Annotated in this window: 16 protein-coding genes; all 16 read right to left on the reverse strand. The window is 48.6% G+C overall.

Features of this window, described 5'->3' with window-relative positions; translation table 11 throughout:
- Nucleotides 1–17: 17 nt before the first annotated feature.
- Nucleotides 18–560, reverse strand: coding sequence for an ATP synthase F1 subunit delta (atpH, locus tag RQP18_RS10765; protein ID WP_342387682.1), 543 nt, complete (start codon nucleotides 558–560; stop codon nucleotides 18–20).
- Nucleotides 560–1,075, reverse strand: a complete 516-nt coding sequence (locus tag RQP18_RS10770) for a F0F1 ATP synthase subunit B (RefSeq protein ID WP_342387683.1) — start codon at nucleotides 1,073–1,075, stop codon at nucleotides 560–562. The genes atpH and RQP18_RS10770 overlap by 1 nt, the downstream gene beginning before the upstream one ends.
- A gap of 99 nt (nucleotides 1,076–1,174) precedes the next feature.
- The gene (gene atpE / locus RQP18_RS10775; protein ID WP_046791568.1) at nucleotides 1,175–1,390 is read right to left on the reverse strand and encodes a F0F1 ATP synthase subunit C; all 216 of its coding nucleotides are present in this window, start codon (nucleotides 1,388–1,390) and stop codon (nucleotides 1,175–1,177) included.
- Nucleotides 1,391–1,443: 53 nt separating this feature from the next.
- Entirely contained in the window at nucleotides 1,444–2,178 is a 735-nt protein-coding gene (atpB, locus tag RQP18_RS10780) for a F0F1 ATP synthase subunit A (protein ID WP_031545245.1), read from the reverse strand.
- A 13-nt stretch (nucleotides 2,179–2,191) separates the two neighbouring features.
- Complete coding sequence (locus RQP18_RS10785; RefSeq protein ID WP_342387684.1) at nucleotides 2,192–2,554, reverse strand: ATP synthase subunit I; 363 nt, start codon at nucleotides 2,552–2,554, stop codon at nucleotides 2,192–2,194.
- Between the two features lie 140 nt (nucleotides 2,555–2,694).
- Nucleotides 2,695–3,828 carry a non-hydrolyzing UDP-N-acetylglucosamine 2-epimerase gene (gene wecB, locus RQP18_RS10790; protein WP_342387685.1) on the reverse strand — a complete coding sequence of 378 codons (1,134 nt, stop codon included), beginning with the start codon at nucleotides 3,826–3,828 and terminating at the stop codon, nucleotides 2,695–2,697.
- Between the two features lie 21 nt (nucleotides 3,829–3,849).
- The gene (gene upp, locus RQP18_RS10795) at nucleotides 3,850–4,479 is read right to left on the reverse strand and encodes a uracil phosphoribosyltransferase (RefSeq protein WP_031545251.1); all 630 of its coding nucleotides are present in this window, start codon (nucleotides 4,477–4,479) and stop codon (nucleotides 3,850–3,852) included.
- Nucleotides 4,480–4,544: 65 nt separating this feature from the next.
- Nucleotides 4,545–5,780 carry a serine hydroxymethyltransferase gene (gene glyA, locus RQP18_RS10800; protein WP_342387686.1) on the reverse strand — a complete coding sequence of 412 codons (1,236 nt, stop codon included), beginning with the start codon at nucleotides 5,778–5,780 and terminating at the stop codon, nucleotides 4,545–4,547.
- 22 nt (nucleotides 5,781–5,802) lie between these two features.
- On the reverse strand, nucleotides 5,803–6,348 hold the full coding sequence (locus RQP18_RS10805) for a TIGR01440 family protein (RefSeq protein WP_342387687.1): 546 nt from the start codon (nucleotides 6,346–6,348) through the stop codon (nucleotides 5,803–5,805).
- Complete coding sequence (gene rpiB / locus RQP18_RS10810) at nucleotides 6,317–6,745, reverse strand: ribose 5-phosphate isomerase B (RefSeq protein WP_342387688.1); 429 nt, start codon at nucleotides 6,743–6,745, stop codon at nucleotides 6,317–6,319. Before rpiB ends, RQP18_RS10805 begins: the two co-directional genes overlap by 32 nt.
- A 61-nt stretch (nucleotides 6,746–6,806) precedes the next feature.
- Complete coding sequence (locus tag RQP18_RS10815; protein WP_342387689.1) at nucleotides 6,807–7,220, reverse strand: low molecular weight phosphatase family protein; 414 nt, start codon at nucleotides 7,218–7,220, stop codon at nucleotides 6,807–6,809.
- Complete coding sequence (locus RQP18_RS10820) at nucleotides 7,217–8,263, reverse strand: L-threonylcarbamoyladenylate synthase (RefSeq protein ID WP_342387690.1); 1,047 nt, start codon at nucleotides 8,261–8,263, stop codon at nucleotides 7,217–7,219. The genes RQP18_RS10815 and RQP18_RS10820 overlap by 4 nt, the downstream gene beginning before the upstream one ends.
- Before the next feature lies 1 nt (nucleotide 8,264).
- The gene (gene prmC, locus RQP18_RS10825; protein ID WP_342387691.1) at nucleotides 8,265–9,116 is read right to left on the reverse strand and encodes a peptide chain release factor N(5)-glutamine methyltransferase; all 852 of its coding nucleotides are present in this window, start codon (nucleotides 9,114–9,116) and stop codon (nucleotides 8,265–8,267) included.
- Nucleotides 9,103–10,182 (reverse strand): peptide chain release factor 1, encoded by a 1,080-nt coding sequence (gene prfA, locus RQP18_RS10830; RefSeq protein WP_342387692.1) that lies wholly within the window; start codon nucleotides 10,180–10,182, stop codon nucleotides 9,103–9,105. Before prfA ends, prmC begins: the two co-directional genes overlap by 14 nt.
- A 99-nt stretch (nucleotides 10,183–10,281) precedes the next feature.
- Nucleotides 10,282–10,497: a 50S ribosomal protein L31 gene (gene rpmE, locus RQP18_RS10835; protein ID WP_342387693.1), complete on the reverse strand. Its 216-nt coding sequence runs from the start codon at nucleotides 10,495–10,497 to the stop codon at nucleotides 10,282–10,284.
- 115 nt (nucleotides 10,498–10,612) lie between these two features.
- Nucleotides 10,613–11,929 carry a transcription termination factor Rho gene (gene rho / locus RQP18_RS10840; protein WP_342387694.1) on the reverse strand — a complete coding sequence of 439 codons (1,317 nt, stop codon included), beginning with the start codon at nucleotides 11,927–11,929 and terminating at the stop codon, nucleotides 10,613–10,615.
- Between the last annotated feature and the right edge of the window lie 2 nt (nucleotides 11,930–11,931).

The raw sequence follows: 11,931 nt of genomic DNA on the forward strand, positions 1-11,931 counted from the left end.
CAAATATCACTCCTTAATTAGCTATTAGTACTTTCTCTGAACCGATTTTTCAAATCAGACAGCTGTGTATTCAATGAGCCATCATAGACTTTCGTTCCAATGAATACGCGGATGCCGCCGATCAGTTCCTCGTTGACCCTGTTCTCTATAAGGAGTTTTGAAAGGCCCGTCTTTTTGATGAAGACTTTTCCAATACCTTCAATCTCCTCTTCAGAGAGGGGATACACCGATTCTATTACTACATTTTCCTGGTTATAGTGTGCATTGTAATTCTGTATGAAATGATCATGAATGGCTTCGATCTCAGAAAATCTGTTGCGATCCGAGAGGATGAGAAGCATGTTGCGGAGCGGTTCTGAAGCATCCTCAAAAGTCTTTGCTACCGCCTCCCGGCGACTGTCCCTTGGAACCTTCGGGTTATTCATGAAAGTCAGGAAAGCAGGAGTGTCCTGCACTGCTTTGACCACTTCATCAAAATCTGCCCTGACCTCATCGAGCCGTCCGGCTTCCTTCACGGTGCTGAATAAAGCCTGGGAATATTTTTGAGCTGAGTTAGCCATTATTTACCCCCTGCTTCCTGTAGATATCTTGCAACCAGATCTTTTTGGTCTTTCTGATTGATCTCTTTTGAAATCATCTTCTCTGCAATCAGTACGGAGATATCTGCCACCTGATCATTGATATCGCGGATTGCTTTTTCTTTTTCCCGTTCGATATCTGCCTTGGCAGTTTCCATCATCTGATTTGCACGCGTGTTTGCGTCATGGATGATCGCTTCCTGCTCTTTCTTCGCCTGCTGTTTTGCATTATCCATCATTTCGGATATTTCAGCCTGCGTTTCTCTGAGCACTGCTTCGTTTTCTTCCTTAAGCTTTACAGCTTCCATCCTGCGCTGCTCCGCATCATCTATTTCCGTGTGAATCAGCTGTTCACGCTCATCCATCACCTTCTTGAGCGGCTTCCATACGAAGTATGAAAGTGCTCCGAGAAGTATGAGGAAAGTGAGCAGCTGTATCAGACTGTTACCAATTGCCGCCGGAACTGTGTCCGTAGCTCCTAAAATAAGAAATTCCACCTATGTACACTCCTTTCGCGAGAGTTTCATTCTGATTTCATAGTCGACATAATAAGAGGGCGAAATCTTGAGAGAAGACTTCGCCAGATGTAACGATTCTTAGAACATGAACATAAGCATGAATGAAATAACAATCGCGATGATCGGAACGGCCTCAACAACACCGATACCAATGAACATGATTGTCATGAGTGGACCACGAGCTTCCGGTTGACGGGAAACCCCTTCAACTGTTTTGGATACGATAAGACCGATGCCGACACTTGCGCCGAGTGCTGCAAGACCAGCAGCGATGCCTACTGCGAGTAGATTCATCATAAGATATAGTTCCTCCTAAATATTTTTGAAAGATTGATTTGAATTATATATTAATGGTCATCGCTCACCTTATGGGATAGATAGACCATTGATAACATAACGAATATGAACGCCTGGATCGCCCCAATATATATTGAGAACCCTTGCCAGATCATCATCGGAATGAATCCTCCGATAAAGCCGATTGCTCCGGATGCCATTACCATTATCAGCAGGGCAAGCAGAATCTCACCAGCGTAGATGTTGCCGTAAAGACGCAAGCCGAGCGTAAGGTTGTATGTGAATTCTTCGATGAATTTGAACGGTGCCATGAACCACACCGGCTGTACGTACGATTTGAGATACGCTTTCGTGCCACGCATCTTGATGCCATAATAGTGGGTCAGCACAATCATCAGGCTGGCCAGCGTCAGAGTGACTGAAGGATCGGCCGTTGGTGACTTCCACCAGAGATCATGGTCATCATTAGGTGCTACAAAAGCGAAAGGCAGCCCAAGCATATTTGAAACAAATATGTAAAGAATCAATGTTAGGGCCAGGAAGTGGAATCTTCCCCCTTGTTTCCAGGCCATGTTGCCTGAAATGATACCTTTAACGAAGTTCATCAGTACTTCCATGAGTACTTGACTTTTTCCTGTAGGCTTTACTGCCAGGTTTCTTGTCATAAAGAAAGCTATCAGGAATACAATCAGCGATGATACAACGATCATCAGTGCTGTAGACAGGTTGAATGTAATGGGAAGGCCAAAAACATCTATTGTCCACATCGGATTTCCGTGCTCCATTTTCTCACCTCTTTCACTTCGTCAATTCTTTAATCGCACGAAACAGAATCATGACATAGCTGAGCATAAGCCCGAGTGCTATACCAAAAATGCTAAAAACCTCCGGGAATCTCACCCAGAACAAACATGTAACTATCACAATCACAAGCCTTGCAATGGTGCCGGTTCTGATTTTTCCTTCCTCTGAATCATAAGCCTTCTCGAGATTATAATACCAGTTCAATAGCAACAGAATGGACGCAAAGGTGCCTAGAGCAAATCCTGCTGCAAAAGTTGATGAGGTAAATAGATAGATGAGTAGACTGATGAGTAGAGGGAAAAGTAAAAACTTCAGGAAATGATGGGAAAATCGTCTTAAGAATGGCACTTTGAACACTGTCTCCTAGTGTATTCTACGGCTTTGGCTGTAAACCGTTACATTACTCTTGTAATGATATATGTTTGTATTTTTTATGTCAATATTACGGATGGATTTATTTATTTCGATGCCCTCCCCGACATATTATAGACATAATTTCATACACCAAAACTCTCGGGCTTATCTCCCCTGATTCCATAGTAGTATTTTATATTTTCACATATCCTCAAGGAGGCTTTTCCATCGCCGTATGGGTTGGCGGCTTCAGCCATCTTTCTATAGAGGACATCATCCGTCAGGAGTTCACTGGTCAATCCATAGATGTTCTCCTTCTGGATGCCGGCGAGTTTGAGCGTCCCCGCCTCTACACCTTCCGGCCTCTCTGTCGTATCACGAAGGACGAGCACAGGTTTCTGAAGGGAAGGCGCCTCTTCCTGGACACCACCTGAATCGGTCAGGATGATATGGCTTTTTGCCGCAAAATTATGAAAATCGAATACATCAAGCGGCTCTATGATCTCTATGCGTTCATGATCCGACAGATACTTGTCGGCGATTTCCCTGACTTTAGGGTTCTTATGGATTGGATAGACCACCGTAACATCTTCGAAGTCTTCGACGATTTCCCTCACAGCACTGAAGATGTTCTCCATCGGCATACCGATATTTTCCCTTCTATGGGCAGTAAGCAGAATCACTTTATTATCTTTATGTTTTTCAATGATTTCACTTTTATAACCCGCATTCACGGTCGTTTTCAACGCATCGATTGCCGTGTTGCCTGTGACGGAGATGCCGTCTTCCTTCTTGTTCTCCCTCAGCAGATTCTCCTTGGAGGTTTCAGTCGGTGCAAAATGAAGGTCGGCAAGTACCCCTGTCATCTGACGATTCATTTCTTCAGGAAACGGCGAATACTTATTGTTGGTCCTGAGACCTGCCTCGACATGGCCGATATCCACTTCGTTATAGAATGCAGCAAGGCTGCCTGCAAATGTTGTCGTAGTGTCGCCATGAACAAGAATCATATCCGGCCCTGCCTCTTTGATGATGGATTCCAGACCGGCAATCACCCTGCCCGTCACTTCAGACAGTGTCTGGCCCTGCTGCATGATGTTAAGGTCGTAGTCGGGAGTGATCCCGAAAATATCAAGCACCTGGTCGAGCATTTCACGGTGCTGAGCAGTAACCACTACAATTGGCTCAAGTTCCGGGTCATTTTTAAGTGCCAGCACAAGCGGTGCCATCTTGATCGCTTCAGGGCGCGTTCCAAATATCGTCATGATTTTCTTCATTGCTTCTTCTCCTTGTTATATCTATTTCGTTCCGAAAAGTCTGTCTCCAGCATCGCCAAGACCTGGAACAATATAGCTTTTTTCATTCAGTTTCTCATCCAGTGCAGCGATATAGATGTCCACATCCGGGTGGGCTTCTTTCAACACCTCTACGCCTTCGGGTGCAGCAATCAGACAGATGAATCTGATCTTCGTCGCACCACGCTTCTTGACGGCAGAAATAGCTTCGACAGCAGAAGCACCGGTCGCAAGCATCGGATCGATGACGAATATGTCCCTTTCCTCTATATCACCCGGGAATTTGGCATAGTACTCTATTGCCTGCAGGGTTTCCGGGTCGCGGTAGAGACCGATGTGCCCCACTCTGGCGGAAGGGATCAGCTTGAGTATGCCTTCCTGCATGCCAAGTCCCGCCCTCAGTATCGGAACGATTCCAAGTTTCTTGCCGCTCAGCCTCTTGGCTGTTGTCCGTGTCACCGGCGTATCCACTTCAACATCTTCCAGAGATAGATCCCGCGTCACTTCATATGCCATCAGCATGCCTACTTCATCGACGAGCTCCCTGAATTCTTTGGTCGAGGTCTTTTCATCCCGGATGTAACTCATTTTATGCTGGATCAACGGGTGATCCATCACTTGTACTTTGGCCATGTTTTTTCCTCCAGTTCTCTCAATTGTGCCGAAATAGGGGCAACCCTATTCCGGCATGGTCAATTTTATTTATATAGTGGGAATTTGGATGTCAACGCAGTCACTCTGTCTTTCAAAGTTTCATACTTCGTGCCTTCTTTGACAGCAGAAAGTGTTTCGGCAATCAGATCCGCCACTTCCTGCATTTCTTCCTCCTTGAACCCACGGGTTGTCATCGCTGGAGTGCCGAGACGGATTCCGCTTGTTACAAACGGCGATTCCTCATCGAAAGGAATGGTGTTCTTGTTGCAGGTAATGCCGATCTGGTCCAGTGCTTCTTCTGCCTGTTTGCCTGTCAGACCGAAACTTTTCACATCGACAAGAACGATATGGTTCTCGGTGCCTCCGCTGACGATGCGCAGTCCTTTTTCTGAAAGCCTGCCTGCAAGCGTCTTCGCATTTTTGACGACCTGCTCCTGATACTCCTTGAATTCCGGATTCAGCGCTTCTCCAAAAGCCACAGCTTTTGCTGCCACGATGTGCATCAGCGGTCCGCCCTGGATTCCCGGGAAGATATTCTTATCCACTTTTTTTGCATGCTCTTCCTTTGTCAGGATGAGTCCACCGCGTGGTCCCCTCAGTGTCTTATGCGTTGTCGAGGTGACAAAATCGGCATAAGGGACCGGGTCCGGATGCAGGCCTGCAGCAACGAGCCCGGCAATGTGTGCCATGTCCACCATCAGATAGGCATCGATTTCATCTGCGATTTCACGGAATTTCTTGAAATCGATCGTCTGTGTATAGGCGCTTCCACCAGCGACGATCATTTTCGGCTTGTGTTCTTTGGCAATATTAAGGAGCTCATCATAATCGATCACTTCGTCTTCTTTTCTCACACCATAATCTACAAAGTTGAAAAGTTTCCCACTGAAGTTGACCGGGCTGCCGTGCGTCAGATGTCCGCCATGGTTGAGGTTCATGCCGAGGACTGTATCCCCCGGTTCCAGAACTGAGAAATAGACGGCCATATTCGCCTGGGAGCCGGAGTGAGGCTGAACATTGGCATGCTCTGCGCCAAACAGGGATTTCACACGCTCACGTGCGAGATCTTCCACAACATCCACATTCTCACATCCGCCATAATAGCGTTTGTGAGGATAGCCTTCAGCATATTTGTTGGTGAGTATTGAACCTTGGGCTTCCATGACCGCTTCCGATACAAAGTTCTCTGAGGCGATCAGTTCAATATTGTTGTTTTGACGATCGAGCTCTGCTTCAATTGTTTCAAAAAGTTTCGGGTCTTGTGATTCGATAAATGACATGTCTTCTCTCCTTAAATGTATGTTAATAGTGTGCGCGAGGACCTCCGATGAGTTTTGGTCTGGAATATGCAATGGTGACATTCGCTTTGCCGACTGTTCTCTGTTCCACCCTGAACGGCACAGCCACATGATGGATATGCATGCCGATCAGCGTCTGTCCGATATCCACTCCCCGGTCTGCAGCAGCATGTTCGACCACTACCGGCCGGACCAGATGATGATAGGCATATTCACTCAGGCTGCCTCCGGCGGACCGGTGCGGTACGACACTGACCAGAGGATAGTTCCGGGACCGTGCGACATCATATTCCATGGTTATGGCCCGATTGATATGCTCGCAGCCCTGGAACATGACATTCAGCTTGTGGCGGTCTGCCGCCTGATGGAAGGCTTCGAATATAATCTCCGCCACTTCCATGGAGCTCTCCTTGCCGATATGGTGCCCCATAACTTCCGACGTGGAACAGCCTATCAGAAGGTCCTCTCCTTCCCTGAAGAATTCCTCATCCTCCAGCTGCTCGATCAAAACGTCCAGTTCATTCTTCAATCTTGCAAACTCTTCGTTCATGTCTACCCCCCTCATACTCCGTATCCAGCCAGATATCCACGATATCATCTGCGAGTCCCGGGCCGATGACCCGCTCTCCCATAGCCAGCATATTGGAGTCGTTATGTGCGCGTGTGGCTTTTGCGGAAAAAGTATCATGTACAAGGGCGCAACGGATGTTCTTGACCTTGTTTGCCGTTATGCTCATTCCAATGCCGGTGCCACAGATCAGTATCCCCCGGTCATATTCTCCGGAAGCGACCTTTTCTGCTACAGGACGGGCAAAATCGGGATAATCCACTGATGCATCGGAATCCGGACCGAAATCCGTAATATCCACTCCTGTATCCTGCAGCTTGTGGACAATGGAATTCTTGAGGTTGAACCCTCCATGATCGGAAGCGATAATCACTTTCATATTCTTCACCTCACCTTCATTATATATTAAATGCTTACATAGAAAAGTGGTCATGGGCAAATTACAGTCTGAATTTATCAATAAATCGCTTCATCTGCCGGAAAGCCCGCTCATAATCCTTATCTTCCCCACCATAGGGGTCGATTACATCCTCCACGGTCCCTTCGGAAAACTCGCTGAGCATGCGCACATCCGCTTCGGGAAACCGGTCCTTCACTGCCATCTTGTGTGATTCGGTCATGACCAGCAGCAGTGCACCTTCTGTATCCTCCCCAGTCAGCTGCTCCGGGGTGGACGGCTCTTCCAGATTCTCCCGCTCGACTATCTTCCTTGAAATGCCGCTGATGCCATTTGAGAAAACCATCAGTCCCCTCGATTCAAACTCTGTCCCTGCGGTGCTGTACTTTGTTTTGGCGTAGCTCTCAGCCAGAGGGCTTCGGCAGGTGTTCCCTGTACAGACGAAAATGATCTTCATTTCGGGTCTTCCTTTATTATTTCATTCCCGGTGGCCTTATAGATGCGGTTCATCAATGCTTCTGTCTCTTCATTTTTTGGAAAGCCATGGATGTATATCAGATCCACTTCAGATTTATCCATTTTTCTGAGGGCGGCATATAGATTGCGCCCAGCTTCACGATAATCACTTTCTCCTGAACACAGGCTGATGAAGTAGGCGTGTTCAGGCACATGGTTCCGTGCAGCTTCCGGAGCAATCACGCCAATCTTCTGGCCCTCCCCGACCCTCAGATGTGTGTTGTTCCTAAGCCCGCCTTCAATGACGACCAGTGGCTGGCGTGGCGCGTAATGCTTATATTTCATGCCTGGGGCAATCGGCTGCTCTGCCGACCCTTCATGTTTGCTGACAGTCTCCTTCAGTACATTTTCAAGCGCCCCTTTGGTGATGCTGCCGGGCCTGGCGATACGATAGGGGAATTGGGTGCAGTCGAGCACGGTGCTCTCCAGGCCATAGGTTGCCGGATCGCTTGCAACCACCCCATATACCTTGCCATTCAGGTCGTCGATGACATGGCTGTAGTCCGTAGGGGAGGGCTTCCCACTCAGATTCGCACTGGGTGCGGCAAGCGGAAAACCAACTTTTTCGAGTATCGCGTGCCCCACAGGATGGCTCGGCATCCTCACCGCGACTGAATCAAGCTCGGCCACGGTATTGCTGGCAAGCATCTTTCCCTTCAAAGGCAGGATGAATGAAATCGGCCCGGGCCAGAAATGCTTCATCAGCGTCCGCACCTTCATGTCCAGCGGCTCAGTGAAGTCGGCGAGCTGGTCCATGCTGTGTATATGTACAATGAGCGGATTGTCCCCCGGACGGTTTTTGGCAGCGAATATTTTCTGTATCGCCTCCGGATTCGTGGCGTCGCCGGCCAGACCGTACACTGTTTCCGTAGGTATTCCGACCACTTCTCCGTATTCCAGGGCTGTTCTGATTTCTTTCAATTTCTCATCTGTAGCCCTGTCCTTCAACTGCTCTGTCCTGATCTCCCAGATTTTTGTATCCATACTAGACCTCCCATCTGAAGTAGAGTATTCTGTCATTCCCATTCATATCCTTCTTCACCTGTGGCACCACTTTCGGCCACCGCATCGTGACATAGTCGGATAGTGCCGCCCCCTGCTTCCAGCCGATTTCAAAATAGACCGTACCTCCTGCATGCAGCACATGCTCCAGCTGATCTATCATCCTTTTATACAGGCCAAGCCCCTCATCTTCGGCAAACAGTGCCAGTGCAGGTTCATGGTTGATGACAGAGTCCCCCATGTCTTCCATTTCATTATAGCCAATATAGGGCGGGTTTGAAATCACACAGTCCACTTTCGTGTTTTCTGCCATCAATGGCTCAAACAGATTTCCCTGCATGATTTCGGAATCCACTCCCAGACTCCGCGCGTTTTCCTTTGTAATATCGAGTGCCGCCCCGGAGACGTCGGTAAGGACCACTTCATTATCATCCCATGCAGCCGCCAGCGTCAATCCGATGACTCCGGTACCACACCCGATGTCCACAACCTTCCTGCCGTCATCCTGCTCCAACTCCAGCACAAGCTCTACAAGCTCCTCGGTTTCGTTGCGGGGGATCAGCGTTTCCCGTGATACTTTGAACTTCTCACCATAGAACCATGCAGACCCCACTACGTACTGGTAGGGTTCTCCATTCCTGATTCGCGCTATCGCCCGTGTGTAACGGTCGTGGTCGGATGGCGGCACCTCACGGTCGCCATCCAGCAGAAAATCCGCCGTCCCCATGCCGAATAGATCTTCCAGCAGCAGCATCGCCGGACGTGTTTCTTCTCCGGATAAGCTCAAAGAGGCTTTCGCCTCTTTGACCATCTCCCTGTAGCTATAGGGAGGCATTATTCAATTCTTCCAGCTTGCTCGTCTGTTCTTCGATCGTCAGGGCATCGATGATTTCATCCAATTTCCCCTCGATGATCTGGTCGAGTTTCTGGATCGTCAGACCGATCCTGTGGTCTGTCACACGATTCTGCGGGTAGTTGTATGTCCGGATCCTTTCGGAACGGTCCCCCGTACCGACAGCACTTTTCCGCTTCTCGGCATATTCCGCCTCTGCTTCCTGCAGCATCATGTCATAAACACGGGCTTTCAGCACTTTCATTGCACGCTCCCGGTTCTTGATCTGCGATTTTTCATCCTGTGAAGTCACCACTGTGCCTGTCGGCAGGTGGGTGATACGCACTGCAGAATCCGTCGTATTGACGTGCTGTCCGCCGGCACCGCTTGAACGGTAGGTATCTATCTTGAGATCTTCATTGCGGATTTCCACTTCCACATCCTCCACTTCCGGCAGCACGGCCACCGTTGCAGTGGAAGTATGGATTCTGCCTCCGGATTCGGTTTCCGGTACACGCTGTACACGGTGCGCACCGTTTTCGAACTTGAGTTTGGAATAGGCGCCGTTCCCCTGGATGAGGAAGCTGATTTCCTTATAGCCGCCATGGTCATTGGCATTCGCTTCGACGATCTCCGTCTTCCATCCGTTCTCTTCTGCGTAGCGCGAGTACATCCTGAAGAGGTTTCCTGCAAAAATCTGGGCTTCATCGCCTCCTGCTGCTCCGCGTATCTCCATTATGACGTTCTTGTCATCATTTGGATCCTTCGGAATGAGGAGAAGCTTCAACCGGCTTTCAAGCTCCGGGATTGCCTTTTCGGATTCGGAAATCTCCTCTTTGAGCATTTCCAGCATTTCCTTATCGTCCGTTTCACCCATCATCATGCGTGATTCTTCAATCGTTTCCTTCTTCTGCTTATATTCCCTGAAAACTTCCACTGTCTTGTGGAGGTCGCTTTGCTCCTTGGAGTATTCCCTCAGCTTGTCCGAATCACTGACCACATCAGGGTCACTCAGCATCTCATTCAACTGTTCATACCGATTTTCAATTATTTCGAGTTGATCAAACATGTAATTTTCACCTTTTCGTCTCTTTAATCTCGTCAATTATACCATATTTGGGCACAAAAAAACTGCACTGGAGTGTAACTCCAGTACAGTTGTATACTATTATTCGTTTGCGCTTTTGAAACCGAATTTTTTGTTGAATTTTTCAATACGGCCATCTGCAGAAGCGAATTTCTGACGTCCAGTGTAGAATGGGTGACATGCAGAGCAGACCTCTACTTTGATGTCTTCATTGTTTACTGAACCCGTTTCGAATTCGTTGCCGCATGAGCAAACGACGTTGACTTTGTTATATTCCGGATGAATTGCTTGTTTCATTATTTCCAGCTCCTTTGCCCTGAACCATCTGGCACAGAGTTTATTAGTGGTTTCCCACTTCAATACTTATATAGTATACATGGTTTCCTGCAAAAAATCAAGGGGTGATGCTCAGTCAGATTACAGGCCGACCTGTGGACTGGGAGGACAGCATCCGCTGCCTCAATACATCAAAGAACTCCTCGTTCGTCCTGGTCTGCTTGAGTATCTTCAGGAAACGTTCTGTAAAGTCCGGTGCATCGGTGAAGAGGTTTCTCAACTGCCAGAGTACATCCAGCTCCCTCTTATCAAGAAGAAGCTCCTCTTTCCTTGTGCTCGACCTTCTGATATCCATTGCCGGATAGATTCTGCGCTCGCTCAGACTGCGGTCAAGGTGCAGTTCCATATTCCCGGTACCTTTGAACTCCTCATAGATGACATCATCCATGCGGCTGCCCGTTTCCACAAGTGCGGTGGAGAGGATCGTCAGGCTGCCGCCCGCCTCTATATTCCTTGCTGCACCAAAGAAGTGCTTCGGCCTGTGCAGGCTTGCCGGATCCAGTCCGCCTGAAAGCGTCCGTCCACTCGGCGGGATGACAAGATTGTACGCACGGGCCAGTCTGGTGATCGAATCCATCAGTACGATGACATCCTCGCCCATCTCGACGAGACGCTTCGTGCGCTCGAGTAATAGCTCAGCGACCTTGACATGATGTTCCGGCGGTTCGTCAAAAGTCGAATGCACGACTTCCGCATCTTCCACGGAGCGTTCGAGATCCGTCACCTCTTCCGGACGTTCGCCGATCAGAAGAATGAAGAGCTTTGTGCCCGGATGATTCTTGGTGATTGCATTTGCAATCTCCTTGAGCAGGGATGTTTTGCCCGCCTTGGGTGGTGCAACGATCATCCCCCGCTGGCCAAAGCCTATTGGTGTAACAAGGTCCATGATGCGTGTCGAGAGATCTGTCGGCTTGTTCTCCAGCCTGATGCGCTCTTCGGGATAGAGTGGCGTCAATGCCTGGAAATGGGGCCTCTTTTTGATATGTTCGGCATTCTGGTCATTGATGAAGTCCACCTGCAGCAGGCCGTAGTATTTTTCATTCTCTTTGGGACGGCGCACTTTTCCAGTAACCTTGTCCCCTTTCTTCAATTCGAATCTTCTTATCTGGGAAGCGGAGATGTAGATATCCTTCTCCCCTTTTGAAAAGTTGACGGTTCTCAGAAATCCGTAGCCGTCAGGCTGGATGTCATCCAGGATTCCTTCCATATAATAGTTTCCGTCCTTTTCCATCTCGGCTTCCATTATGGCAAGGACAAGCTCCTTTTTATTCAGACGGCTGTAGTTGGACAGGCCCAGCTCTTTCGCCCGTACAGTCAGTTCCTTGGTATTGTTCTTCTTATAGAGTGCATCAAAGGACTCATACTTCAATCCTGTGGATTCTCTTTCAGCCATAT

The organism is Salinicoccus sp. Bachu38 (genome assembly GCF_038561955.2).
GTDB classification, from domain to species: domain Bacteria; phylum Bacillota; class Bacilli; order Staphylococcales; family Salinicoccaceae; genus Salinicoccus; species Salinicoccus bachuensis.